22 protein-coding genes are annotated in these 25,217 nt (G+C 58.2%); 14 read left to right on the top strand and 8 right to left on the bottom strand.

Annotation, left to right across the window (positions count from 1 at the left end; translation table 11 throughout):
* Positions 1-129: 129 nt before the first annotated feature.
* The 5 genes from def (at position 130) to PMI18_RS10610 (ending at position 4,817) form a co-directional block, all read left to right on the top strand.
* Positions 130-636 (top strand): peptide deformylase, encoded by a 507-nt coding sequence (gene def, locus PMI18_RS10630; RefSeq protein WP_007902944.1) that lies wholly within the window; start codon positions 130-132, stop codon positions 634-636.
* A 71-nt stretch (positions 637-707) separates the two neighbouring features.
* Positions 708-1,667, top strand: coding sequence for a methionyl-tRNA formyltransferase (gene fmt / locus PMI18_RS10625; RefSeq protein WP_007902946.1), 960 nt, complete (start codon positions 708-710; stop codon positions 1,665-1,667).
* On the top strand, positions 1,664-2,974 hold the full coding sequence (gene rsmB / locus PMI18_RS10620) for a 16S rRNA (cytosine(967)-C(5))-methyltransferase RsmB (protein ID WP_007902948.1): 1,311 nt from the start codon (positions 1,664-1,666) through the stop codon (positions 2,972-2,974). Before fmt ends, rsmB begins: the two co-directional genes overlap by 4 nt.
* Before the next feature lie 22 nt (positions 2,975-2,996).
* Positions 2,997-4,370, top strand: a complete 1,374-nt coding sequence (gene trkA, locus PMI18_RS10615) for a Trk system potassium transporter TrkA (protein WP_007902951.1) — start codon at positions 2,997-2,999, stop codon at positions 4,368-4,370.
* 132 nt (positions 4,371-4,502) lie between these two features.
* The gene (locus PMI18_RS10610; protein ID WP_007902954.1) at positions 4,503-4,817 is read left to right on the top strand and encodes a tetratricopeptide repeat protein; all 315 of its coding nucleotides are present in this window, start codon (positions 4,503-4,505) and stop codon (positions 4,815-4,817) included.
* A gap of 60 nt (positions 4,818-4,877) precedes the next feature.
* Here the strand turns inward: PMI18_RS10610 and PMI18_RS10605 are convergent, their stop codons facing one another.
* Together PMI18_RS10605 and tag are read right to left on the bottom strand one after the other, a co-directional pair.
* Positions 4,878-5,765 (bottom strand): lysophospholipid acyltransferase, encoded by an 888-nt coding sequence (locus tag PMI18_RS10605; RefSeq protein ID WP_007902957.1) that lies wholly within the window; start codon positions 5,763-5,765, stop codon positions 4,878-4,880.
* A 40-nt stretch (positions 5,766-5,805) separates the two neighbouring features.
* Entirely contained in the window at positions 5,806-6,363 is a 558-nt protein-coding gene (gene tag / locus PMI18_RS10600) for a DNA-3-methyladenine glycosylase I (RefSeq protein WP_007902964.1), read from the bottom strand.
* Positions 6,364-6,444: 81 nt separating this feature from the next.
* Between tag and glyQ the strand changes: the two genes are divergently transcribed.
* The 4 genes from glyQ to PMI18_RS10580 all read left to right on the top strand — a co-directional run bounded on the left by glyQ (position 6,445) and on the right by PMI18_RS10580 (position 10,854).
* Positions 6,445-7,398 carry a glycine--tRNA ligase subunit alpha gene (gene glyQ / locus PMI18_RS10595; RefSeq protein ID WP_003213601.1) on the top strand — a complete coding sequence of 318 codons (954 nt, stop codon included), beginning with the start codon at positions 6,445-6,447 and terminating at the stop codon, positions 7,396-7,398.
* Positions 7,395-9,449, top strand: a complete 2,055-nt coding sequence (glyS, locus tag PMI18_RS10590; protein WP_007902968.1) for a glycine--tRNA ligase subunit beta — start codon at positions 7,395-7,397, stop codon at positions 9,447-9,449. Before glyQ ends, glyS begins: the two co-directional genes overlap by 4 nt.
* Before the next feature lie 4 nt (positions 9,450-9,453).
* A complete protein-coding gene (gene gmhB / locus PMI18_RS10585) occupies positions 9,454-9,993 on the top strand; it encodes a D-glycero-beta-D-manno-heptose 1,7-bisphosphate 7-phosphatase (RefSeq protein ID WP_162831697.1) in 540 nt (179 codons plus the stop codon).
* A gap of 81 nt (positions 9,994-10,074) precedes the next feature.
* Positions 10,075-10,854, top strand: a complete 780-nt coding sequence (locus PMI18_RS10580) for a lysophospholipid acyltransferase family protein (RefSeq protein ID WP_032835069.1) — start codon at positions 10,075-10,077, stop codon at positions 10,852-10,854.
* 182 nt (positions 10,855-11,036) lie between these two features.
* On the opposite strand, the gene PMI18_RS10575 is transcribed toward PMI18_RS10580, so the two are convergent.
* Together PMI18_RS10575 and PMI18_RS10570 are read right to left on the bottom strand one after the other, a co-directional pair.
* On the bottom strand, positions 11,037-13,349 hold the full coding sequence (locus PMI18_RS10575) for a CHASE2 domain-containing protein (protein ID WP_007902976.1): 2,313 nt from the start codon (positions 13,347-13,349) through the stop codon (positions 11,037-11,039).
* An 18-nt stretch (positions 13,350-13,367) separates the two neighbouring features.
* Positions 13,368-14,363 (bottom strand): FecR family protein, encoded by a 996-nt coding sequence (locus PMI18_RS10570; protein WP_007902979.1) that lies wholly within the window; start codon positions 14,361-14,363, stop codon positions 13,368-13,370.
* 765 nt (positions 14,364-15,128) lie between these two features.
* Between PMI18_RS10570 and PMI18_RS10565 the strand changes: the two genes are divergently transcribed.
* Entirely contained in the window at positions 15,129-15,848 is a 720-nt protein-coding gene (locus tag PMI18_RS10565) for a response regulator transcription factor (RefSeq protein ID WP_007902986.1), read from the top strand.
* A gap of 72 nt (positions 15,849-15,920) precedes the next feature.
* On the opposite strand, the gene gyrB is transcribed toward PMI18_RS10565, so the two are convergent.
* Genes gyrB through dnaA form a run of 4 tightly spaced genes read right to left on the bottom strand, consistent with a single transcriptional unit; the run spans position 15,921 to position 22,131 of the window.
* Positions 15,921-18,338: a DNA topoisomerase (ATP-hydrolyzing) subunit B gene (gyrB, locus tag PMI18_RS10560; RefSeq protein WP_007902994.1), complete on the bottom strand. Its 2,418-nt coding sequence runs from the start codon at positions 18,336-18,338 to the stop codon at positions 15,921-15,923.
* Positions 18,339-18,343: 5 nt separating this feature from the next.
* Positions 18,344-19,447, bottom strand: a complete 1,104-nt coding sequence (gene recF / locus PMI18_RS10555; RefSeq protein WP_007902996.1) for a DNA replication/repair protein RecF — start codon at positions 19,445-19,447, stop codon at positions 18,344-18,346.
* Between the two features lie 20 nt (positions 19,448-19,467).
* Entirely contained in the window at positions 19,468-20,571 is a 1,104-nt protein-coding gene (gene dnaN / locus PMI18_RS10550; RefSeq protein WP_007903001.1) for a DNA polymerase III subunit beta, read from the bottom strand.
* A 39-nt stretch (positions 20,572-20,610) separates the two neighbouring features.
* Entirely contained in the window at positions 20,611-22,131 is a 1,521-nt protein-coding gene (dnaA, locus tag PMI18_RS10545; RefSeq protein WP_007903003.1) for a chromosomal replication initiator protein DnaA, read from the bottom strand.
* 566 nt (positions 22,132-22,697) lie between these two features.
* Here dnaA and rpmH point away from each other — a divergent pair.
* The 4 genes from rpmH to yidC are packed head-to-tail and all read left to right on the top strand — an operon-like array spanning position 22,698 to position 25,179.
* Positions 22,698-22,832: a 50S ribosomal protein L34 gene (gene rpmH, locus PMI18_RS30495; protein WP_003213577.1), complete on the top strand. Its 135-nt coding sequence runs from the start codon at positions 22,698-22,700 to the stop codon at positions 22,830-22,832.
* 16 nt (positions 22,833-22,848) lie between these two features.
* Entirely contained in the window at positions 22,849-23,250 is a 402-nt protein-coding gene (gene rnpA, locus PMI18_RS10540) for a ribonuclease P protein component (RefSeq protein WP_032830545.1), read from the top strand.
* Positions 23,243-23,488 (top strand): membrane protein insertion efficiency factor YidD, encoded by a 246-nt coding sequence (gene yidD / locus PMI18_RS30500; RefSeq protein ID WP_052966011.1) that lies wholly within the window; start codon positions 23,243-23,245, stop codon positions 23,486-23,488. Before rnpA ends, yidD begins: the two co-directional genes overlap by 8 nt.
* Before the next feature lie 2 nt (positions 23,489-23,490).
* The gene (gene yidC / locus PMI18_RS10535) at positions 23,491-25,179 is read left to right on the top strand and encodes a membrane protein insertase YidC (RefSeq protein ID WP_007903008.1); all 1,689 of its coding nucleotides are present in this window, start codon (positions 23,491-23,493) and stop codon (positions 25,177-25,179) included.
* Positions 25,180-25,217: the final 38 nt, after the last annotated feature.

Consider the following 25,217-nt stretch of genomic DNA (forward strand, 5'->3'; position numbering starts at 1 on the left):
AGAGCCCTCGTGGCTCGCTACCGGCTCCTTATTGAAAAGCCGGAAGCTACGTTCACAACGGTAGCCTGCATCCTCGGACTCGCCAGGCCATCGACCCGACTTTACCTCACACGTGCAGCAATTGAGCTTATGGCCATTTTAGACATCCTCGAATTCCCCGACTCGCGCCTGCGTACTATCGCCAAACCAGTGGCTGTAGTGGACGACGAAGTGCGTCAGTTGGTCGATGACATGTTTGAAACAATGTATGAAGCGCCAGGCATCGGCCTCGCCGCGACCCAGGTCAACGTGCACAAACGTATCGTCGTAATGGACCTCTCCGAAGACCGCAGCGAACCGCGAGTGTTCATCAACCCCGAGTTCGAAGTCCTGACTGACGAGGTGGACCAGTACCAGGAAGGCTGCCTCTCGGTGCCGGGCTTCTACGAAAACGTCGATCGCCCGCAAAAGGTCAAGATCAAGGCCCAGGACCGCGACGGCCAACCGTACGAACTGATCGCCGAAGGCCTGCTTGCGGTATGCATCCAGCATGAATGCGACCACCTCAACGGCAAATTGTTCGTTGATTACCTGTCCACGCTCAAACGCGACCGGATCAAGAAGAAACTGGAAAAGCTCCATCGCCAGAACGCTTGATGCCCTTCTTTCAAAGGCTTGCTGCGGCAAGCCTTTTTCTTTTGCGACTGCTTTGTAATTGAGAGCTTCCCATGACTGAGCCACTGCGCATTGTCTTTGCCGGTACCCCGGAATTCGCCGCCGAACACCTCAAGGCTCTGCTCGACAGTCCTTACGAGATCGTTGCGGTCTACACCCAACCGGACCGTCCGGCAGGCCGTGGGCAGAAGCTGATGCCGAGCCCGGTCAAGCAGTTGGCTCTGGAACACAACATCCAGGTGTTGCAACCTCCAACCCTGCGCAACGAAGACGCTCAGGCTGAACTGGCTGCACTGAAACCGGATTTGCTGGTGGTGGTCGCCTACGGCTTGATCCTGCCGCAAGTGGTGCTGGATATTCCGCGCCTGGGTTGCATCAACAGCCACGCCTCCTTGCTGCCACGCTGGCGCGGTGCGGCGCCGATCCAGCGCGCCGTTGAGGCGGGCGATAGCGAGAGCGGCGTGACCGTGATGCGTATGGAACTGGGCCTCGACACCGGGCCGATGCTGCTCAAGGTCACCACGCCGATCAGTGCCGAAGACACCGGCGGCAGCCTCCACGATCGTCTCGCAGAGATGGGCCCACCGGCCGTGGTTCAGGCGATTGCCGGCCTGGCTGCAGGCACTCTGGAAGGCGAAGTGCAGGACGACAGCCTCGCCACCTACGCACACAAATTGAACAAGGACGAAGCACACATTGACTGGAGCCGCCCGGCGGTTGAGCTGGAGCGTCTGGTTCGCGCGTTCAACCCTTGGCCGATCACCCACAGCACGCTGAACGGCGAAGCGCTGAAAGTGCTGGCTGCGAGCCTGGCCGAAGGGCAGGGCGCACCGGGTGAAATCCTCAGTGCCAGCAAGGACGGATTGGTCGTCGCCTGCGGTGAACAGGCGCTGTGCCTGACCCGTCTGCAATTGCCCGGCGGCAAGGCGCTGAACTTCAGCGACTTGTTCAACAGCCGTCGTGAGAAATTCGCCGTCGGCACCGTCCTTGGTCAGACGGCGGACGCTCAATGAATCCACGTCTGGCTGCCGCCAAGGCACTTGCTGCTGTTCTTAACGGAAAAGCCTCACTCAACAGTTCTCTGCCGACGCAAATGGACAAAGTCGAAGACCGCGATCGCGGCTTCACCCAGGACCTGGCATTTGGCACGGCTCGCTGGCAGCCACGTTTGTCGGCGCTGGCGGCCAAGTTGCTGCAAAAGCCGTTCAAGGCAGCTGATGCCGATGTCGAGGCGCTGTTGTTGGTCGGTCTTTACCAACTGCTCTATACCCGGGTTCCGGCCCACGCGGCCATCGGCGAAACCGTCGGTTGCGCCGACAAACTGAAAAAGCCGTGGGCCAAAGCTTTGCTCAACGCCGTGCTGCGCCGTGCCCAACGGGAAAGCGAAGCGCTACTGGCCGAGCTGGAACACGACCCGGTGGTGCGCACCGCTCACCCGCGCTGGCTGCAAAAATCCCTCAAAGCCTTCTGGCCTGAGCAGTGGGAAGCCATTTGCGCGGCGAACAACGCTCACCCGCCGATGATTTTGCGAGTCAACCGTCGCCATCACACCCGCGATGCTTATCTCGGGTTGCTGACCGACGCGGGCATCGCTGCCACGCCGTGCATTTACAGTCAGGACGGCATTATCCTCGACGCCGCTGCCGACGTGCGCAGCCTCCCGGGTTTCGCCGAAGGCTGGATCAGCGTGCAGGACGAAGCCGCGCAACTGGCTGCCGACCTGCTGGACCTGGCGCCAGGCCAACGGGTGCTGGACGCCTGCTGCGCACCGGGCGGCAAGACCTGCCACATCCTTGAAACCGAGCCGGCACTCGCCGGCGTGGTGGCGGTGGATCTGGAAGCCAAGCGTCTGGTGCGGGTACGGGAAAACCTTGCACGCCTGGGCCTGAGCGCCGAACTGATCGCCGCCGACGGCCGCGACACCGCGACCTGGTGGGACGGCAAACCGTTCCAGCGCATTTTGCTGGACGCGCCGTGCTCGGCCACCGGGGTGATCCGTCGTCACCCGGACATCAAACTGACCCGCCAACCCGATGACATCGCCGCGCTGGCGGTGCTTCAGGGCGAGCTACTCGATGCCATGTGGATAACGTTGGAAGTGGGCGGCATTCTGCTTTACGCCACTTGCTCCACGCTGCCGACCGAGAACACCGAAGTCATCGAAGCGTTCCTCGCTCGCACGCCGGGTGCCCGTGAACTGGACCTCGCGACTCAAGCCGGTATCAAGCAACCTCACGGTCGCCAATTACTGGCCCAGGAAGGCGGCCACGACGGGTTCTACTACGCCAAGCTGATCAAGATTGCCGCCGCGCGCGGTTAACCGGTTTTAAGGGAGTGACTGGATGAAAATCATCATCCTCGGCGCAGGGCAGGTCGGCGGTTCGCTGGCGGAACACTTGGCCAGCGAGGCCAACGACATCACCGTGGTCGACACCGATGGCGAACGCCTGCGTGACCTCGGCGATCGGCTGGACATCCGCACCGTGCAGGGTCGCGGTTCGCTGCCGACCATCCTGCGTCAGGCCGGTGCCGACGACGCCGACATGTTGGTTGCAGTGACCAACAGTGACGAAACCAACATGGTGGCCTGTCAGGTCGCTCACACTCTGTTTCACACACCGACCAAGATCGCCCGGGTCCGCGAAGCCGCGTACCTGACCCGCGCCGAACTGTTCGATAACGAAGCGATTCCGGTCGACGTGCTGATCAGTCCGGAGCAAGTCGTTACCAACTACATCAAACGCCTGATCCAGCATCCGGGTGCGTTGCAGGTAATCGACTTCGCCGAAGGCAAGGCGCAACTGGTGGCAGTGAAAGCCTATTACGGCGGTCCGCTGGTGGGTCAGCAACTGCGACAGCTGCGCGAACACATGCCGAATGTCGAAACGCGCGTTGCGGCGATTTTCCGTCGTGACCGACCGATCCTGCCCCAGGGCGATACGGTGATCGAGGCCGACGACGAAGTATTTTTCATCGCCGCCAAAGCGAATATTCGCGCGGTAATGAGTGAAATGCGCCGCCTCGACGAGAGCTATAAACGCATCGTCATTGCTGGCGGCGGGCAGATTGGCGAGCGCTTGGCCGAGGCCATCGAAAGCCGTTATCAGGTGAAGATCATCGAGATGAACCCGGCCCGCTGCCGCCATCTCTCGGACACCCTCGACAGCACCGTGGTGTTGCAGGGCAGTGCCTCCGACCGCGACCTGCTGATCGAGGAAAACATCGCCGACGCCGATATCTTCCTGGCGCTGACCAACGACGACGAAGCCAACATCATGTCGTCGCTACTGGCCAAGCGCCTGGGCGCGAAGAAGGTGATGACGATCATCAACAACCCGGCCTACGTCGACCTGATCCAGGGTGGCGACATCGACATCGCCATCAGCCCGCAATTGGCGACCATCGGCACGTTACTGGCCCACGTGCGGCGCGGCGATATCGTCAGCGTGCACTCATTGCGTCGAGGTGCGGCGGAAGCCATTGAGGCCATCGCCCACGGTGATTCGAAGTCGAGCAAGGTGATCGGCAAGGCCATTGAAAACATCGGCCTGCCACCAGGAACCACCATTGGCGCGATCATCCGCGACGAAGAAGTGATCATCGCCCACGACGACACAGTGATCGAAGCCGGCGACCATGTGATTCTGTTCCTTGTGGATAAAAAGCATATTCGGGATGTGGAAAAGCTGTTCCATGTGGGGTTGAGCTTTTTCTGATGATCGTTCCCACGCTCTGCGTGGGAATGCCTCAACGGACGCTCCGCGTTCGGCTTTGAATGGGACGCAGAGCGTCCCGGGCTGCATTCCCACGCGGAGCGTGGGAACGATCAAAAACCAAAGGTGCCATCAATGATCGAATCCCTGGAAAAAATGCTCGCCAAGGGTGTGGATAACTCCCTGCTGCGCTTCGGTCTGGGCAAGGGTTATCTGGATCTGGGTGAAAATGCCAAAGCCGCAGAGCATTTCCAGCGCTGCGTCGAGTTCGATCCGAAGTATTCGGCGGCCTGGAAGCTATTGGGCAAGGCCCATCTGGCGCTGGCGGATTACGCGGCGGCACGTCAGGCTTGGGAACAGGGCCTGGAAGCCGCCCGCAACCATGGCGACAAGCAGGCTGAGAAGGAGATGATGGTGTTTTTGAAAAAGCTTGAGCGTCAGGCGCACTGATAAGAGATAACGCAGGCCAAGATCAAAAGATCTCAACCTGCGGAGTTATCCACAGCAGCATCAGTACCAGCGTTCTTCGCCCGGCGGACGCTTCTTGAAGCGCTTCATGCTCCACATGTACTGGCTCGGATAAGCCCGCACATAGCGCTCGACCACCTGGCTCATCGCCGCGCAGGAGGTTTCGGTATCGGTGCTGTACATGGCCTCGGGGGCGGCTTCGAGGATCACTTTGTAACCCGAACCGTCCGGCAGACGTAGCGCATGCAGGAACACGCCGACCGCTTTGCCGCCGGCCAGCATGTTCGGCACGAATTTACTGGTCAGGGCCTGAGTGGCGAAGAACGGCACGAAGATCCCGGCGGATTCGGCCGGTTCCGGGTCAGCCGGAATGCCCACTGCCCCCCCTTTACGCACTTCCTTGATCACGCTGAGGATGCCTTCCTTGGTGGAAGCGGCCACTCGGTTACCCAATTGCACCCGCTGCTTGCGCAGCAAGTCATCCACCGCCTTGAGCTTGGGCGGACGGTAGAAAATGATCGGTTTGCACTGGTTGCAATAGAAGTGGTTCAACACTTCCCAGTTGCCCAGATGGCTGGTGATGCCAACCACGCCTTTGCCGGAGGCGAGGGCATCCTTGAGCACATCGAGACCTTCGACTTCGCGCACCAGGTCGATGGAACGCTGAGCCGGCCAGATCCACGCGCAAGCGCTCTCGGTCAGGGACTTGCCGATGTCTTTCAGGCTCTGTCCGACTAAACGCTCGCGTTCGGCCGGGTCCATTTGTGGGAAGCACTTGGCGAGGTTGATCCGCACCACATCGCGGGAACGGTTAGGGGTTTTCCACATGATCCAGCCAATTGCTGAACCCACCGCCTGCACGGCCCGCCAAGGAAGCAGGGCAAACAGACGCAGAGCGCCTACCAGCAAGGCGCCTTTCAACTTATCCACAGGTCACTCCTGATCTTGTGCTGTGCGCGAGGCGGCTATTCTAACCGCCGTTCGCCAAGGTGGCGTAGCGATCGCAATCGCGAGTGTGGTCCATGACCATGCCCGAGGCCTGCATCAACGCATAACAAATGGTCGGGCCGACGAACGTGAAACCGGCTTTTTTCAGGCCTTTGCTCATCTCGACGGCGACCGGTGTCACGGCGGGCACTTCACTGCGATCCTTGAAATGATTGATCACCGGCGTTCCGCCGACGAACGACCAGAGAAACGCCACCGGGTCCTCCAGCGCCAGCCAGGCTTGGGCATTGCGCCGGGCGGCATTAAGTTTGAGGCGATTGCGGATGATCCCCGGATCAAGCATCAATTCATCGATTTCCGCGTCGCTCATCTGTGCCACGCGTTGCACGTCGAAGCCAAACAGCACCTCGCGATAACGCTCTCGTTTGCGCAACACAGTGATCCAGGAAAGCCCGGCCTGGAACCCTTCGAGCAAAAGCAACTCGAACAAACCCTGCGCATCGCGTAGCGGCGTGCCCCACTCCTGATCGTGATAAGCCATGTACAGCGGATCTTCGGTACACCAAAAGCAGCGTGGCATAAGGCTCCAGGGGGCGTGCGCAGGACCGAATCGGGTATACTCCCGCTCTTTAAATCGCAGCCCAAGAAACAGGTGAATTTCGTGAGCCAGCCTACGCCAGCCGTGCGTACCTTCCAAGACTTGATCCTCGCCCTCCAGCAATACTGGGCCGAGCAAGGTTGTGTGGTACTTCAGCCCTACGATATGGAAGTAGGCGCCGGCACTTTCCACACTGCCACGTTCCTGCGCGCCATTGGCCCGGAAACCTGGAACGCCGCTTATGTGCAGCCCAGTCGTCGCCCGACTGACGGCCGCTACGGCGAAAACCCGAACCGTCTGCAGCACTACTACCAGTTCCAGGTAGTCCTGAAGCCGAACCCGGACAACTTCCAGGAACTGTACCTGGGCTCCCTCAAGCACGTGGGCCTCGACCCGCTGGTGCACGACATCCGTTTCGTCGAAGACAACTGGGAGTCGCCAACGCTGGGCGCCTGGGGTCTGGGCTGGGAAGTCTGGCTCAACGGCATGGAAGTGACCCAGTTCACTTACTTCCAGCAAGCGGGCGGCATCGAGTGCTACCCGGTGACCGGCGAGATCACTTACGGTCTTGAGCGTCTGGCCATGTACCTGCAAGGCGTGGACTCGGTCTACGACCTGGTCTGGGCTGATGGTCCGTTCGGCAAGGTGACCTACGGCGACGTGTTCCACCAGAACGAAGTGGAGCAGTCGACCTACAACTTCGAACACGCCAACGTCGAGAAGCTGTTCGAGTTGTTCGACTTCTATGAAAGCGAAGCCAAGCGCCTGATCGAACTCGATCAGCCATTGCCGTTGCCGAGCTACGAAATGGTGTTGAAGGCGTCCCACACCTTCAACCTGCTGGATGCGCGCCGGGCGATCTCGGTGACTGCGCGTCAGCAATACATCCTGCGTGTACGCACCTTGGCGCGTTCCGTTGCGCAAGCCTACCTGCTGGCTCGCGCCAAGCTGGGCTTCCCGATGGCGACCCCGGACCTGCGTGATGAAGTACTGGCCAAGCTGGAGGCTGCACAATGAGTGCTCAAGATTTTCTGGTTGAATTGGGCACCGAAGAACTGCCACCCAAAGCCCTGAACACCCTGGCCGAAGCGTTTATGGCCGGTATCGACAAAGGCCTGCAAGCTGCCGGCCTGAACTACGAAACCAAAACCGTCTACGCCGCGCCACGTCGTCTGGCCGTGCTGATTACCGCGCTGGCGACCCAGCAGCCGGATCGCAGCATCAACCTCGACGGCCCGCCGCGTCAGGCCGCGTTCGATGCCGAAGGCAACCCGACTCAAGCAGCCCTGGGCTTCGCCAAGAAGTGCGGCGTCGACCTGAGCGAAATCGATCAGAGCGGTCCGAAACTGCGCTACAGCCAAAGCATCGCCGGCAAGCCGACCGCGAGCCTGATGCCGACCATCGTCGAAGACTCCCTGAACGACCTGCCTATCCCCAAGCGCATGCGCTGGGGTGCTCGCAAAGAAGAATTCGTTCGCCCGACCCAATGGCTGGTGATGTTGCTTGGCGACCACGTCATCGACTGCACCATCCTCGCGCAAAAGGCCGGCCGCGATTCCCGTGGTCACCGCTTCCACCATCCTGAAAGCGTTCGCATCACCTCGCCGGCCAACTACCTGAATGACCTGCGTGCAGCCTATGTGCTGGCCGACGCCAACGAGCGTCGCGAGCTGATCAGCAAGCGCACCGAAGAACTGGCGACGCTGCAGGAAGGTACGGCCATCGTGCCGCAAAGCCTGCTCGACGAAGTGACCGCGCTGGTTGAATGGCCGGTGCCGCTGGTGTGCTCGTTCGAAGAACGTTTCCTCGACGTGCCGCAAGAAGCACTGATCACCACCATGCAGGACAACCAGAAGTATTTCTGCCTGCTGGATGCCGACGGCAAGTTGCTGCCTCGTTTCATTACCGTGGCCAACATAGAAAGCAAAGACCCGCAGCAGATCATCGCCGGTAACGAGAAAGTGGTTCGCCCACGCCTGACCGACGCCGAGTTCTTCTTCAAGCAAGACAAGAAGCAAAAACTCGAAGACTTCAACCTGCGTCTGCAGAACGTGGTGTTCCAGGAAAAACTCGGCAGCGTCTACGACAAGGCCGAGCGCGTTTCCAGACTCGCCGCGTTCATCGCTCAACGCATTGGTGGCAACCCGGCCTGGGCTTCCCGTGCCGGCCTGATGTCCAAGTGCGACCTGGCGACCGAGATGGTCGGTGAGTTCCCGGAGATGCAAGGTGTCGCCGGTTACTACTACGCCCTCAACGACGGCGAGCCGGAAGAAGTCGCCCTGGCGCTGAACGAGCAGTACATGCCGCGCGGTGCCGGTGCTGAACTGCCGACCACCCTGACCGGTGCGGCCGTGGCCATCGCCGACAAGCTCGACACGCTGGTGGGTATTTTCGGTATCGGCATGTTGCCAACCGGAAGCAAAGACCCGTACGCCCTGCGCCGTGCTGCGCTGGGTGTGTTGCGGATCCTGATCGACAAGAAGCTCGACCTCGACCTGAACGACGCCGTGGCGTTTGCCGTGAATGCGTTCGGTACCAAGGTGAAGGCTGCCGGCCTGAATGACTCGGTGCTGGAATTCATCTTCGATCGTCTGCGTGCCCGTTATGAAGACGAAGGCGTTGATGTCGGGACTTACCTGTCGGTCCGTGCCCTGAAGCCGGGTTCGGCGCTGGATTTCGATCAGCGTGTACAAGCGGTAGAAGCGTTCCGCAAATTGCCGGAAGCCGCAGCCCTGGCCGCAGTGAACAAGCGCGTATCGAACTTGCTGAGCAAGGTCGAAGGCACCGTTCCTTCGGTCGTTGAAGCCAAGTACTTCGACAACGCCAACGAGTTCTCCCTGTATTCGGCGATCCAGCAGGCTGACCAGGCTGTTCAGCCAATGGCGGCTGCGCGTCAGTACAGTGAATCGCTGGCACGTCTGGCCGCCTTGCGCGAGCCGGTGGATGCGTTCTTCGAAGCGGTGATGGTCAACGCCGAAGATGCCAAGGTGCGAGCCAACCGCTATGCGCTGCTGGCGCGTCTGCGTGGGTTGTTCCTCGGCGTCGCCGACATTTCGCTGCTGGGCTAAGGGGCTGCTGTTGAAACTGCTGATTCTCGATCGGGACGGAGTGATCAATTACGACTCCGACGCGTACATCAAGTCGGTGGAGGAGTGGATTCCGCTCCCCGGTTCGATCGAAGCGATCGCGCAGTTGAGCAAGGCCGGCTGGACGGTGGCGGTCGCTACCAACCAGTCGGGCATCGCTCGCGGCTATTACGACATCGCCACCCTGGATGCCATGCACGCTCGCTTGCGCGAGCTGGTGGCGGAGCAGGGTGGCGAAGTCGGGCTGATCGTCTATTGCCCACACGGGCCAGACGATGGCTGCGATTGCCGCAAGCCAAAACCCGGGATGTTGAAAACCATCGCCGCGCATTACAACGTTTCGCTGACGAATCTATGGTTCGTCGGCGATACTCTCGGTGACCTGGAAGCCGCCAGAGCCGTCGACTCTCAGCCAGTTTTGGTAAAGACCGGGAAAGGCGAAAAGACGCAGGGCAAGACCCTACCGGCGGGCACCTTGATTTTTGACGATCTGGCGGCGATTGCCGCGGAACTTATCCACAACTAAGGCTCTTCTGACATCCTGGCCAAGGACTGATCGGGAGTGCGCTTGAATAGGCGGGCAATGCCCGCAACGGTAAATGTCGCCATGTCGATACTGCAGGCCATCAGAACTTTCCTCTTTTACCTGCTGCTGGGCACCAGCTCTTTGCTCTGGTGCACCCTGAGCTTTTTTATCGCGCCGTTTCTGCCATTCAAGGCGCGCTATCGCTTTATCAACGTGTACTGGTGCCGCTGCGCCTTATGGCTGAGCAAAGTCTTTCTGGGTATCCGTTACGAAGTGAAGGGTGCCGAGAACGTGCCTGACCAGCCCTGCGTGATTCAGTCGAACCATCAGAGCACCTGGGAGACATTTTTTCTCTCGGCGTATTTCGAGCCTCTGAGCCAGGTGCTCAAGCGCGAACTGCTCTACGTTCCGTTCTTCGGCTGGGCCATGGCCATGCTGCGACCAATCGCCATCGACCGTGGCAACCCAAAGGCCGCGCTCAAACATGTGGCGAAGAAGGGTGATGAGCTGCTCAAGGACAATGTCTGGGTACTGATCTTCCCTGAAGGGACTCGCGTCCCTTACGGCACTATCGGCAAGTTCTCCCGCGGTGGCACCGCGTTGGCCGTGAATGCGTCATTACCGGTACTGCCGATTGCACACAATGCCGGCAAGTTCTGGCCAAAAACCGGTTGGGCGAAACAGCAAGGCGTGATCACCGTGATCATTGGCGCGCCGATGTACGCCGAGGGTAACGGGCCGCGAGCCATTGCCGACCTTAATGATCGAGTGCAAGCCTGGAACGAACAAATGCAGCGCGAGATGGGTTCGCTGCCAGCAGCCCCGGCGGCACCCAACGCTACCGATCAAGTGACTGTCTGAGATTCTGTGGATAACCTGTGTACCGTTTTGTTGAAAACCGTCGTTTTTAGTTTTTAAGCTTATGATTTATATACATATTTCTTAAGAAAATAAAACGTCGGAAAAGGTGCATAAGTATATTTCGGACGTAAAAAAACCGGCTGATATAGCCGGTTTTTTTATGCGCGTTGAAAGCGTCTGGATCACTCGCTCAATAGCGGTAACTGGACGCTGAACGTCGTGCCTTGCCCCACCACGCTATGACAGGAAATCCTCCCGCCATGACGGTCAACCACTGCCTTGACCATGGACAAACCCAGCCCCAGTCCGTCGCTGCCGTGAGCCGAGGTAAAACGTCGATACTGACTGAACAACTCGGGAAGTTCATCGACAGCAATCCCTCGGCCCTGATCGGCGATCTCACACAGTAGCCAACCCTCGGCACAACTCACCCGCACTGAGATCCGCGAACCCGCCGGACTGTACTTGATGGCGTTCTCCAGCAGGTTGAACAGTGCCCGTGTCAGTAGCGATTGATCGGCCAGGACCAGCGCTTCAGCGTCTTCGTCGAGGTCATGCAGTAATTGAATGTTCTTCAGATGAGCGATGCTCGAGGCCTGGTCGAAGGTATCGAGCAACAACATCGCGAACATGCTCGGCTGAAACTGATAGGCCTCGGACTCGGCTTTTGCCAACTGCACAAAAGCCTCGGTCAGGTTCAGCGCCTTGCGCACTTGTAACTCGATCTGACTGAACACTTGAGTGTCGCCGGACACCTGATGCCGCTGAACATCGAGCAAGGCCAGTATCGCCGAATGGGGAGCCCTGAGGTCATGGGACAAAAAACGCAGCAACACGGCTCGCTGTTCTTCGGCATCGCGCTCGACGCTCAAGTCAGTGAGGCTTAGTAGCCAGCCAATCACGGAGTCACCCTCGGCCGGCAACAGCGGCGCCAGGTCCAGACGCAGGCTGCGTGCCTGGGTGTCACGAAACTCCAGCGGCTCCAGGGTCGACAACACAGATGGCATTCCGTTAGACGGCACCGGGTAACCCAAGTCGCTCAGTTGCTCGAGCATGTCCTCGCCCACCAGGCCATGACAAAACACTTCTCGAGCCTTGCGGTTGGCCAGCAAAATGCGCCCTTGCGGATCGCTGATCAGTGTCGCCACCGGCAGGTACTCAAGTCCATCGGCGATGAAACGTCGGGTGTCGCGGGTCCGGCTCATGGCCTGCTCCAGCGCGACGATTTGCCCTTGCAGCACATCGCCGGCCGGGGCCTGGGTGCGACGACGTTCGGGAAAGACTTTTGGCTCGCCATCCAGGCGCGCCAGTTCCCAGCCGAAATAGGCGAGCACCGCGTTCAGCCTTCGCCAATTCCAGATCAGGTAGCCCAGCATCATACCGATCAGGCTCGCCGCAGGTGACCACCACCAGCCAAGCCGCAACAGTACACCCGAGCCCAGCAGAGCGGCCGCCATTGCACCCAAAGTCAGCCATAAGGCGCGACGCGGACGCACCAGCAACAGGCCCAGCAACTCACCGACAATCATCACCGACAGCAACGCCGCCAAGCGCTCATCGAGCACCACGATGTTGCGCTGTTGCAGCAGCCCATTGAGGATGTTCGCCTGGATCTCGATGCCCGGTGTGGTGCCGATGCTGGCCGATTGCGGTGTCACGTAGCGGTCGCCCAGGCCTGGAGCGGTCGAGCCGATCAGGATCAAGCGATCGCGCAACAACTCAGGCGGGACTTCGCCGCGCAATACGCTGACGTAGGGCACAGTGGGAAAGCCCGCGTCGGAATGGATGAAAGGAATCCGTATTTCGTGGGCTCGCTGCCAACCTTGCGCCGATGGCAGGGCCGGGGTACCAGGCATCGGTACATTTCCCTTGTCGTTAAGGGACTCTTCGTACAGCAGCCAAGCCAGTTGCGGGCGTGCTTTTTGCGCCGGGCCTTCGCTTAAATACACGCTGCGCACGATCCCGTCAGCGTCCGCTTCGGCATTGATGTGCCCGACGCCTTTGGCGCAATGTCTCAGCGCAGCCACCGGTTCAATTTCCCCCAAGGGCTGCCCATAACGTGCGACGCCTTCGCGCAACAGCGGCACGAAAACATTCCCGGCTCGACAGACCGCCTGCGCCAAAAGCTGATCATTGCCGGGATGGCTATCGGGCTCGCTGAAGATAACGTCGAACAGAACGCCTTTAACGTTCGCGGCGCTGAGCCGATCCAACAGTTGCGCGTGCATGGCTCGAGACCACGGCCATTGGCCAAGCTGCTGCAAGCTGTAGTCATCGATCGTGACGATGAGTATTCGCGGGTCCACCGGCAGCGGACTCAGCCGGCGCAGGTTGTCATACAGCAGATTGCTCAGGGCCAGCCCCTGATTCATCGACAGCATCGCCGTCAGCGGCAACAGGATCAGACAGACCCACAGCCACTCGCGCACCATCCGCTGAAACAACCGCTGAGCCTGGGTCGGCTCGCGGTCATCCTTCCTTGGCCGTCTCTTCATCGGTCGTCGGCCAGAGCGCTATTGGACACGCGTGGTCCTGGGGTAATAGAAAATGTCATACACCCCGGTCTCTCCCTCTAACCCCTGAGCGTCATAGGCCGACAGGCGAACATGGTAGAAAAACGCTTTCAGCCCGCTGAATTTGACCTCTGGCGTGCTGGAAAACTGCTCTTGCTTGATGTCCAGAAAGGCTGCGTCGGTAGCCACTTGCGCCCGATAACGTGTCGCCCCTTCGATGGGTTTCATGATCAATTGCCACACAGGCACATTACCCGTCTGACCGGCTTGCCCCAACAAACGTGGGGCAGGTAGCAAGTCGATTGGCGTCAATGTGCCATGTTTCTGAATACGTAAACCCTGACGGGCCATGACCTGGACCTCGTCAGCGTCAGGGCTCTGAGTCCGTTTGGCAGCCGACCGGGCAGGGCGGGAGCTCGACGTTGCCTCATCACGGTTGACCGCCACGTGTCCGTTCAGAACCTCCAGCAGCGCCTCGCCACCGTCATCGTTGCGCACCCGAAAGTGCGTGCCCCGTACGCCCAGTACACCGACCGGCGTGACGATCTGAAAGCGATCATGGGCGCTGGGACGTTTGATCACATACGACTCAACCTGGCCCTGCTCAAGAATGACCTGAGGGATCGAATGTTCTTCATTCAGATGCAGGGTGATATGGGAACTGGAGGGCAACACCACCCGCGAGCCATCACCCAGGGACAGGCTGACAAACGCTGAGGGCGAGGTTTTGACCCCTTCCTGCTCGTCGATCGACATACCTTCCTGCAGTGGCGTCTGCTTGCCTTTGGCGTCCAACTTCCAGGCTTCGCCGGTCAGGTGCTCGACAGTCGCCGGCAGCGGTTGACCACGGCATTGTTGGTTTTCATCGATATAAGGCAAGCGTTTTGCCAAGGTGACTGCCGCCGATGCACTCTGGGTGAGCAATCCCATCAAGCCGGCAACCAGTAAAAGACAGACGCCAGAACGGCGTGAGAGCAATAAGGTCATGGGGTTCATGGATAGGCTTTTATGCTCTTATGGAAATCATGCCGGGAAACGCACGCGCTTGACGCACGATACCTGACCGGATGCTCTGGCAGATAGCCATGGACGCAAAGGAAATGGGATGACACATCCCTGTGTCGGAGCCGAGCAGGCACTCCATGTATTTCCCCCTGAACGTGTGGACCACCGAAAACCGGCAATCGACGGTCCAGCCAGGTTGGCTTGACGCTCCCTGCGTCGGGGCACATCCCAATGCCCCTGTGCCGCTCAGCGACAACGAATTTACCGACATGGGAGCCATGTGAGGCAATTATCAATATTTGTTCAGAATTGGCCGAGCGCGTTTAAAACACCCAACGTTGATGTGTTGGGTCAGGTTATGTGGCGTCTATCTGTGGGGAGTGCATCGGAGCAAAGCCGGGCGAGTCCCCCATAACCGTGTTTGTTTCTGTTGGGCCGAAGTAACGCGGTACAGCCTCTTGGTCGACAACTGGAATCGACTGGACCGTGGTGCATCCCAGTCCAAGGCCAGCCACCAACATCAACGCTGCCAACCTTGTGAACCCATTAGAGAGAATTTTCAGACCCATCTTTCCCGCTGTCCCTCTTGAGCATTCTGCCGATAGTTCATCGCCTGACGGCGAAGTGACATCAGCGTAACCATGCTTGGGAAGTGCGCAGCAATTCGCCACAATTGTTCAGATTCAATCAATCAGCCTAAACTCCCGCAGGCAATTTCTTAAACTTTGCACTTACGAGATGAAGGAAACACTCGGCATGCGTGTCGCAATACTGGATGACGAACCCGCCGAACTTCGCCGGGTGGAACAGACACTGCGACAGATCCCCGTAGCGGGAGAGCAGGGGTGGACGTTGCACAGCTTCGAGCGGGGAGAGGACTTGCTACGGCAACTTCGGCGGGAGACCTTCGACCTGCTGATCCTCGACTGGCAACTGCCCGATATCAGCGGCCTGGCGTTGTTGCGCTGGACCCGTGAACACATGGACGTGCCACCGGCCGCGATCATGCTCACCAGTCGCGATACCGAAAGCGATATCGTCCAGGCGTTGAACGCCGGGGCCGACGATTACGTGAGCAAACCGTTTCGTCCCAACGAACTGATGGCTCGAGTCAGCGCGGTGCTTCGTCGGCATGGGCTGCAACGCGCGGCAGCCACCGAAATACTGACCTTCAATGACCTTGAATTCGACGACGCCGAACTCACTGTCACCCGCGCCTGCACTCCAATAAATCTGACCGAACGGGAATACCGTCTCGCTCGCTGCCTGTTCGCCAATCTGGGCCGACCTTTGTCCCGCGAATACTTGTATGAGCGCTTTTGGACCCATGAAGAAATAGCGTCTTCCCGCCCCCTGGATACTCATATTTATCGCCTGCGCAACAAGCTGGGCCTGACGGCCGATCGCGGTTGGCAACTGCTGACGATTTACGGGTATGGGTATCGGCTCGAGAGCGTAGCCACTGCTAGCGAATGACGACGTTTCGACGATCAATAAAAAAGGCCAACGCTAAGCGTTGGCCTTTTTTATTTTAGCGGTCCTGCCGGATCAGAAGTCCAGGTTGGAAACCGCCAAGGCGTTACTTTCGATGAAGTCACGACGGGGTTCGACCGCATCACCCATCAGGGTGTTGAAGATCTGGTCCGCGCCAATGGCGTCTTCGATGGTCACTTTGAGCATCCGGCGCTGGCTTGGGTCCATGGTGGTTTCCCACAGCTGATCCGGGTTCATTTCGCCCAGACCTTTGTATCGCTGGATGGTGTGACGCTTGGTGCTTTCAGCCATCAGCCATTCAAGGGCTTCCTTGAACTCGGTGACCGGCTTCTTGCGCTCGCCGCGCTGGATGTACGCGCCGTCGTCCAGCAAGGTGCTCAATTGAGCGCCCAACGACACAACAGTCTTGTAATCGTTGCTGCCGAAGAAATCGCGGTTGAAGGTGATGTAGTTCGACAGACCGTGGGAGATCAGCTCGACCTCTGGCAGCCAGACGTTACGTTCACGGTCTTCACGCAGGCTGGCTTTGTAAACCAGGCCCGATTTCTCGACGGTGCGCAGGCGAACTTCGAACTGAGCCATCCAATCCTGCATCGCTGCGTGATCGGACAGTTGCTCCATGCTCACCGCTGGCAGGTAGATGAAGTGCTCGGTCAGTTCCTGCGGGTACAGGCGCGACAGACGCTTGAGGGTCTTCATCACCAGGCGGAAGTCATTCACCAGACGCTCAAGCGCTTCGCCGGAGATACCCGGGGCTTCTTCGTTCAGGTGCAGGCTAGCGTCTTCCAGGGCCGACTGCGTCATGTACTCTTCCATGGCGTCGTCGTCTTTGATGTATTGCTCTTGCTTGCCTTTCTTGACCTTGTACAGCGGCGGCTGAGCGATGTAGATGTAACCGCGCTCGATCAACTCCGGCAACTGACGGAAGAAGAAGGTCAGCAACAGGGTACGGATGTGCGAACCGTCGACGTCAGCATCGGTCATGATGATGATGTTGTGATAGCGCAGCTTGTCGATGTTGTACTCGTCGCGGCCAATGCCGCAGCCCAGCGCGGTGATCAAGGTGCCCACTTCTTGCGAAGAGATCATCTTGTCGAAGCGAGCCTTCTCCACGTTCAGGATCTTGCCCTTGAGCGGCAGGATGGCCTGGGTGCGACGGTTGCGTCCCTGCTTGGCGGAGCCGCCAGCAGAGTCACCTTCCACGAGGTACAGTTCGGAAAGGGCAGGGTCTTTTTCCTGGCAGTCAGCCAGTTTGCCCGGCAGGCCGGCGATGTCCAGCGCGCCTTTGCGGCGGGTCATCTCACGGGCCTTACGTGCTGCTTCACGCGCACGCGCCGCGTCGATCATCTTGCCGACGACCAGCTTGGCTTCGTTCGGGTTCTCCAGCAGGAAGTCAGAGAAGTACTTGCCCATTTCCTGTTCAACCGCGGTCTTCACTTCGGAAGACACCAGCTTGTCTTTGGTCTGGGAGCTGAACTTCGGATCCGGCACTTTTACCGAAATGATCGCTGTCAGGCCTTCGCGGGCATCGTCACCGGTGGTGGCAACTTTGTGCTTCTTCGCCAGACCTTCAGCTTCGATGTAGGTGTTCAGGTTACGCGTCAGTGCGGAACGGAAACCCACCAAGTGAGTACCGCCATCGCGCTGTGGAATGTTGTTGGTGAAGCACAACAGGTTCTCGTTGAAGCTGTCGTTCCACTGCAGGGCGATTTCCACGCCGATGCCGTCTTCACGCTGGATGTTGAAGTGGAACACCTGGTTGACCGCAGTCTTGTTGGTGTTCAGGTATTCAACGAACGCACGCAGACCACCTTCATACTTGAACAACTCTTCCTTGCCGCTGCGCTCATCCTTGAGGACGATGCCGACACCGGAGTTGAGGAAGGACAGTTCGCGAATCCGCTTGGCCAGGATGTCCCAGCTGAAGTGGATGTTCTTGAAGGTTTCAGCCGAAGGCTTGAAGTGGATCTGGGTGCCAGTGGTTTCGCTTTCGCCAACGATTTTCATCGGCTCTTGCGGAACACCGTGGACATAAGTCTGTTCCCAGATTTTTCCGCTGCGGCGAACGGTCAGGATCAGTTCTTTGGACAGTGCGTTCACCACCGACACACCTACACCGTGCAGACCGCCGGATACCTTGTAGGAGTTGTCGTCGAACTTACCGCCGGCGTGCAGCACGGTCATGATGACCTCGGCCGCCGAGACGCCTTCTTCTTTGTGCACGTCTACCGGGATGCCACGACCGTTGTCGCGAACGGTGATGGACTCGTCCGGGTGGATGATAATGCTGATGTCGTCGCAATGGCCTGCCAAAGCTTCGTCGATCGAGTTATCGACCACCTCGAACACCATGTGGTGCAGACCACTGCCATCGTCAGTGTCACCAATGTACATACCGGGACGTTTGCGTACGGCATCCAGGCCTTTCAGCACTTTAATGCTCGTTGAGTCGTACGTATTTTCTTCGCTCAATGCCTTCACTCCCGATGGTCGTGGGTCTGGGTGATACGGCCCTGTTCCACGTGGAACAGAGCGACTGGCGTTTCCGTCTGCCAGCCTTCCCTCAATAATTCGTGATCTACACAGGTGATAAAGACCTGGCAGCGTAAGTCTTCCAGCAAGCGGCAAAGCGCGCGACGGTGGTGCTCGTCCAGTTCGGACGGCAGATCATCCACCAGATAAATACACTGGCCGCGACGGGCCTGGCTAACCAAGTGCCCTTGGGCGATCCGCAATGCACAGACCACCAACTTCTGCTGGCCACGAGACAAGATGTCCGCGGCGTTATGTGCGCCCAATCTAAGACGCAAATCAGCGCGTTGTGGTCCGGCTTGGGTATGACCCATTTGCTGATCCCGCTGAAGGGACCCGGCGAGCACTGCACTCAACTCACGGTCTTTGTCCCAGCCTCGGTAATAGCTGAGCGTTAAGCCCTCAAGCTCAACCAGTTCGCTCAAGGTCTGTTCAAAGACTGGTTTCAAGGCTTTGATGTAAGCGCGGCGGTATTCATCTATTTCAGCGCTGGCCTGGCACAGTTCCCTATCCCAAACCGCTTGCGAAACGGCGTCAAGTGTACCATGTCGCAGCCAAGAGTTTCTCTGGCGCAAGGCCTTCTGCAAGCGCTGCCACGTGGACATGAATCGGGGTTCCACGTGGAACACACCCCAGTCGAGAAACTGTCGGCGAATCTTCGGCGCACCTTCCAGCAGGCGGAAGCTGTCCGGGTTGATCAACTGCAACGGCAGGATCTCTGCCAGTTGCGCAGCACTTCGGGCGTTCTGCCCATCGATGCGAATCTGGAACTCACCCTGGCGGTCGCGAGATATCCCCAACGCACTGTGTCCCCCCTCAGCCATTTCGACTTGGCCAAACACCGTACACGCCAATTGCTCGTATTGAATGACGGGTAACAGACGGCTGCTACGAAACGAACGGGCAAGCCCCAGCAGATGAATGGCTTCCAGAACACTGGTTTTGCCGCTGCCGTTGGCGCCGTAAAGAATGTTTATTCGGGGGGAGGGGGAGAAGGTCACCGGGTGCAGATTACGCACCGCGGTGACCGAGACGCGACTTAAGGACATCTAGGTTCTGCTGAGCATGATTACAGACGCATCGGCATGACAACGTAAGCCGAGTCGTCGTTGTCGGACTCTTGTACCAGCGCACTGCTGTTGGAGTCGGACAGGATCAAGCGAACCTGCTCGGTGGTCATCACGCCCAGCACGTCGAGCAGATAGCTCACGTTGAAGCCGATTTCCAGAGAGCCGCCGTTATACTCAACGCCCACTTCTTCTTCCGCTTCTTCCTGCTCCGGGTTGTTCGCCTGGATCTTCAGCTGACCATTGGCCAGTTGCAGACGGATGCCACGGTACTTCTCGTTGGACAGAATCGCGGTACGGCTGAACGCTTCACGCAAGGCTTGGCGATCGCCGAGTACCAGCTTGTCGCCGCCTTTAGGCAGAACACGCTCGTAGTCAGGGAATTTACCGTCGACCAGTTTCGAGGTGAAGGTGAACTCGCCGGTGGTAGCGCGAATGTGGTGCTGGCCCAGCACGATGCTGACGTTGCCGTCCGGTTCAGTCAGCAGACGCGCCAGTTCAAGAATACCTTTGCGTGGCACGATCACCTGATGACGATCCGGCTGACCGATATCGGCCTGCATCGAACACATGGCCAGACGGTGACCGTCGGTGGCCACGGCGCGGATGATCCCGGCCGAGACTTCCAGCAGCATGCCGTTGAGGTAGTAACGTACGTCCTGCTGCGCCATCGCGAAGCTGGTGCGTTCAATCAGACGACGCAGTTTGCTTTGCTCAAGGCTGCAGGTCAGCGAGCCTGGGCCTTCTTCCACCGTCGGGAAGTCATTGGCCGGCAGGGTCGACAGGGTGAAGCGGCTACGGCCGGCCTTCACCACGAGCTTCTGCTCATCGACCTTGATGTCGATCAGCGCATCGTTCGGCAAGCTCTTGCAGATGTCCATCAGCTTGCGCGCAGGCACAGTGATGGAACCCGGGTCCGCAGGCTCTTCGAGTTGCACACGACCGACCAGCTCGACTTCCAGGTCGGTACCGGTCAGCGACAATTGCTGGCCTTCGACAACCAGCAGCACGTTGGAGAGCACCGGCAAGGTCTGTCGGCGCTCGACGACGCCTGCGACCAGTTGCAGGGGTTTCAACAGGGCTTCGCGTTGAATGGTGAAATGCATGGTCTAGTCCCTTGCCTTAATAAGCTGCGCTGGTGTTCATCAAGTAGTCAGTGTACGCAGCAGGTTCTTATAGTCCTCGCGGATGTCCGCGTCGGATTCCTTAAGCTCGTTGATCTTGCGGCAGGCGTGCAAAACAGTCGTGTGATCGCGGCCGCCAAACACATCGCCGATTTCCGGCAGGCTATGGTTGGTCAGTTCCTTGGACAACGCCATGGCGACCTGACGCGGACGTGCTACCGAGCGTGAACGACGCTTGGACAGCAAGTCGGAGATCTTGATCTTGTAATACTCGGCGACGGTGCGCTGAATGTTATCCACAGACACCAGTTTGTCTTGCAGCGCCAACAAGTCTTTCAGGGATTCGCGAATCAGCTCGATGGTGATGTCGCGGCCCATGAAGTGTGAGTGGGCGATCACGCGTTTGAGCGCGCCTTCCAGTTCACGGACGTTGGAGCGAATACGCTGGGCAATGAAGAACGCCGCGTCGTGTGGCAGATCGACTTTGGCCTGGTCGGCCTTTTTCATCAGGATCGCCACGCGGGTTTCCAGTTCCGGCGGCTCGACGGCAACCGTCAGGCCCCAACCGAAACGTGACTTCAGGCGCTCTTCAAGGCCTTCGATTTCTTTCGGATAGCGGTCACTGGTAAGAATGACCTGCTGGCCACCTTCAAGCAGGGCGTTGAAGGTGTGGAAAAACTCTTCCTGGGAGCGTTCCTTGCGGGCGAAGAACTGAATGTCATCGATCAGCAATGCATCCACCGAGCGGTAGAAGCGCTTGAACTCGTTGATCGCATTCAGCTGCAAGGCCTTGACCATGTCCGCCACGAAACGCTCGGAATGCAGGTACACAACCTTGGCATTCGGATTCTTCTTTAATAGATGGTTACCCACTGCGTGCATCAAGTGGGTTTTACCCAAGCCGACACCGCCATAAAGGAAGAGCGGGTTGTAGCCATGCTTGGGGTTGTCCGCCACCTGCCAGGCCGCAGCCCGGGCGAGTTGGTTGGACTTGCCTTCGACGAAGTTCTCGAAGGTGAAGGTGCGGTTCAGGTAGCTGGTGTGCTTGAGCGCGCCTTCGACCTGCACCGTACGCTGTTCGGAGCGAACCGGGGCCTGTTGCGAACTGGCGCCGGCCATTGGATCGAAGCTGTCGCGGGACGGCTCTTCACTGACCTCGGCTACTTTTTGTGTCGCACGTTTGGTCGAGGTTGCTGCCGGGGCTGGCGCTGGAGCGCTGACAGGCGCTTGAGCGGCCTGGGCCTGGGAAGCCGCAGCGGCCAACGGGGCATTGGGTGCCGCACGCGGTGCCGAACTGCGTTTGCTGCCTATTAATAAGGAAAGCGCCGGCGCCAGACCATTGCCATGCTCATCCAGCAGTTCGAGGACGCGGCCCAGGTACTTTTCATTGACCCAGTCGAGAACAAAACGATTCGGCGCGTAGACACGCAGCTCGTCGCCTTCGGCTTCGACCTGTAGTGGACGGATCCAAGTGTTGAATTGTTGGGCAGGCAGCTCATCGCGCAAAAGCTCAACGCACTGCTGCCAAAGTTCCACTGACACGGATATCCCCTAAGTTGAAAGCCGGTGAGGCAAAAACAAGCGGTCATTGTAGCGACCAGACGTCCACTTATCCACATGCAGGTTGCGCACAGGGCATGATTTATCAATGCGTTAACCCTCGAAAAGAAGACCAACGGTATGTGCATAAGCTCTGTGGATAACCGCCCATGAGGGCACTGGACAAGTGGGGGCGAAACACGGTGGATAACCTGCCTGTGGATAACTAGCCTTTCCACACACAGCTTATCCGACAGCGCAGCACAGGCTGACCACCGTTTTCCACCGTAGTTGTCATTCTCTGTACATCACGGTCTAGAAGGCCTGAAGGTAGTTATCCACAGATGAACGTGACCCTAGCTTTTATAAGCTTTACAGAAAAGCTTTAAATAATTCCCTTCTTATTTCTATATCTAGAGAACGAGCTTCGGCGAGCAAATCGTCTGGAGATCTATTTATAAGGAAACGCTGGTTGGAAATTGACCTAGAGGCTTGCTTTCTCTAGAATCCCCGGTCTCTTAAAACGGGGGCCATTCCGGCCCGTTGTGGACGAACCAGGTAACACGACAATGAAACGTACTTTCCAACCAAGCACTATCAAACGCGCTCGTACCCACGGTTTCCGTGCTCGCATGGCTACCAAGAACGGTCGTGCCGTTCTGTCGCGTCGTCGCGCCAAAGGTCGTGCGCGTCTGGCAGTTTGATAAGCCGGCACTGGAGGTGAGTCAGGACTTCAGTCGGGAAAAGCGTCTGCTTACTCCCCGGCATTTCAAGGCAGTCTTTGACTCCCCTACCGGCAAGGTTCCGGGGAAAAATCTCCTGCTCCTTGCGCGCAATAACGATCTTGATCACCCCCGTCTCGGGCTGGTTATCGGGAAAAAGAGCGTAAAGCTCTCCGTCGAGCGCAATCGCCTCAAACGTCTGATGCGCGAATCGTTTCGCTTGAACCAGGATTTACTGGTCGGTTGGGACATTGTTATCGTCGCGCGCAAAGGTTTGGGTGACGTAGAAAGCCCCGAATTGATTCAGCATTTCGACAAACTCTGGAAACGTCTGGCACGCAGCAAGCCGGTACCAGCAGTCAAAACCGAAACTGTAGGGGTAGACAGTACCGATGCGTAAACTGGCACTCGTTCCGATCCAGTTTTATCGCTATGCCATCAGTCCCCTGATGGCCAGTCACTGTCGTTTCTACCCCAGTTGTTCCTGCTACGCGTATGAAGCCATAGAAAATCATGGCCTTTTGCGCGGTGGCTGGCTGACCTTTCGTCGTTTAGGTCGCTGTCATCCGTGGAATCCCGGTGGTTATGACCCGGTTCCATCTATCCCTACCTCCCGTTCTTCTTCGATGGCCGAGTAATCATGGATATCAAACGCACGATCCTGATCGTCGCCCTGGCAATCGTGTCCTACGTTATGGTTCTTAAATGGAACCAGGACTATGGCCAGGCTGCCCTGCCGACTCAGAATGTTGCTTCCAGTACTACCGCACCGGGTCTACCGGATACGGCGACTGGCAATAATGCTTCTGTCAGTGACGACATTCCACGCGCCACAAGCGATACCAGTGCAACTGCACCTGCTGAAACACCAGTAGCTGCAAGCAAAGACCTCATCCAGATCAAAACGGATGTGCTCAACCTGGCAATCGATCCACAAGGTGGCGATGTTGCCCAGTTGACGTTGCCGCTGTATCCACGTCGCCAGGATCATCCGGATATCCCATTCCAGCTGTTTGATAACGGCAACGAGCGGACGTATCTGGCTCAGAGCGGGCTGATTGGCACCAACGGTCCGGACGCAAGTCCTGCCGGTCGTCCGGTTTACTCTTCCGAGAAGAAGATTTATCAACTGACTGACGGTCAGGACCAATTGGTCGTAGACCTGAAGTTCAGCAAGGACGGCGTTAACTACATCAAGCGTTTCACGCTGAAACGTGGCCTGTATGACGTAACCGTTTCCTACCTGATCGACAACCAGAGCGCTCAGCCCTGGTCCGGTGCCATGTTCGCGCAATTGAAGCGTGATGCCAGCTCCGATCCTTCTTCCAGCACCGCCACCGGCACCGCGACTTACCTGGGCGCCGCCCTGTGGACAAGTAACGAGCCGTACAAGAAAGTGTCGATGAGCGACATGGACAAGGCTCAGCTGAAAGAAACCGTCACTGGTGGTTGGGTTGCCTGGTTGCAGCACTACTTCGTGACTGCGTGGATTCCGGTCAAGGGCGAAAACAACATCGTCCAGACCCGTAAAGACAGCAAAGGCAACTACATCATCGGCTACACCGCCCCGGCAATGACTGTCGCACCAGGTGCAAAAGCCGAAACCAGCGCCGTTCTGTACGCAGGTCCGAAAAGCCAGGCTGTGCTGAAAGAGTTGTCCCCAGGTCTGGAATTGACCGTCGACTACGGCATTCTGTGGTTCATTGCCCAGCCAATCTTCTGGCTGCTGCAACATATCCACGCGCTGGTCGGTAACTGGGGCTGGTCGATCATCTTCCTGACCATGCTGATCAAGGGGATTTTCTTCCCGCTGTCGGCTGCCAGCTACAAATCCATGGCGCGCATGCGTGCAGTGGCACCGAAACTGGCCGCGCTGAAGGAGCAACATGGCGACGACCGGCAGAAAATGTCGCAAGCCATGATGGAGCTGTACAAGAAAGAGAAGATCAATCCGCTGGGTGGCTGCTTGCCAATCCTCGTGCAGATGCCGGTTTTCCTTTCGCTGTACTGGGTTCTGCTGGAAAGCGTGGAAATGCGCCAGGCGCCGTTCATGCTGTGGATTACTGACCTGTCGATCAAGGATCCGTTCTTCATTCTGCCGATCATCATGGGTGCAACCATGTTCATCCAGCAGCAGTTGAACCCGACTCCTCCGGATCCGATGCAGGCGAAGGTCATGAAAATGATGCCAATCATCTTCACCTTCTTCTTCCTGTGGTTCCCGGCGGGTCTGGTGCTGTACTGGGTTGTGAACAACGTGCTGTCCATCGCCCAACAGTGGTACATCACGCGTAAGATCGAAGCGGCTACCAAAAAAGCCGAGGCGTAACTTACTCTGTGGATAACCACTCAAAACGCCCCCTAGTG

It is taken from the genome of Pseudomonas sp. GM102 (genome assembly GCF_000282555.1).
In the GTDB taxonomy this organism is placed as follows: domain Bacteria; phylum Pseudomonadota; class Gammaproteobacteria; order Pseudomonadales; family Pseudomonadaceae; genus Aquipseudomonas.

Bases quoted from the DNA above. Each gene is read 5' to 3' on its own strand.
- trkA (WP_007902951.1), top strand. From the start codon at position 2,997: ATGAAAATCATCATCCTCGGCGCAGGGCAGGTCGGCGGTTCGCTGGCG.
- PMI18_RS10565 (WP_007902986.1), top strand. From the start codon at position 15,129: ATGCGTGTCGCAATACTGGATGACGAACCCGCCGAACTTCGCCGGGTG.
- dnaN (WP_007903001.1), bottom strand. From the start codon at position 20,571: ATGCATTTCACCATTCAACGCGAAGCCCTGTTGAAACCCCTGCAACTG.
- yidD (WP_052966011.1), top strand. From the start codon at position 23,243: ATGCGTAAACTGGCACTCGTTCCGATCCAGTTTTATCGCTATGCCATC.
- yidC (WP_007903008.1), top strand. From the start codon at position 23,491: ATGGATATCAAACGCACGATCCTGATCGTCGCCCTGGCAATCGTGTCC.
- PMI18_RS10610 (WP_007902954.1), top strand. From the start codon at position 4,503: ATGATCGAATCCCTGGAAAAAATGCTCGCCAAGGGTGTGGATAACTCC.
- fmt (WP_007902946.1), top strand. From the start codon at position 708: ATGACTGAGCCACTGCGCATTGTCTTTGCCGGTACCCCGGAATTCGCC.
- glyS (WP_007902968.1), top strand. From the start codon at position 7,395: ATGAGTGCTCAAGATTTTCTGGTTGAATTGGGCACCGAAGAACTGCCA.
- PMI18_RS10570 (WP_007902979.1), bottom strand. From the start codon at position 14,363: ATGAACCCCATGACCTTATTGCTCTCACGCCGTTCTGGCGTCTGTCTT.
- def (WP_007902944.1), top strand. From the start codon at position 130: ATGGCCATTTTAGACATCCTCGAATTCCCCGACTCGCGCCTGCGTACT.
- recF (WP_007902996.1), bottom strand. From the start codon at position 19,447: ATGTCCTTAAGTCGCGTCTCGGTCACCGCGGTGCGTAATCTGCACCCG.
- rsmB (WP_007902948.1), top strand. From the start codon at position 1,664: ATGAATCCACGTCTGGCTGCCGCCAAGGCACTTGCTGCTGTTCTTAAC.
- rpmH (WP_003213577.1), top strand. From the start codon at position 22,698: ATGAAACGTACTTTCCAACCAAGCACTATCAAACGCGCTCGTACCCAC.
- PMI18_RS10575 (WP_007902976.1), bottom strand. From the start codon at position 13,349: ATGAAGAGACGGCCAAGGAAGGATGACCGCGAGCCGACCCAGGCTCAG.
- PMI18_RS10580 (WP_032835069.1), top strand. From the start codon at position 10,075: ATGTCGATACTGCAGGCCATCAGAACTTTCCTCTTTTACCTGCTGCTG.
- tag (WP_007902964.1), bottom strand. From the start codon at position 6,363: ATGCCACGCTGCTTTTGGTGTACCGAAGATCCGCTGTACATGGCTTAT.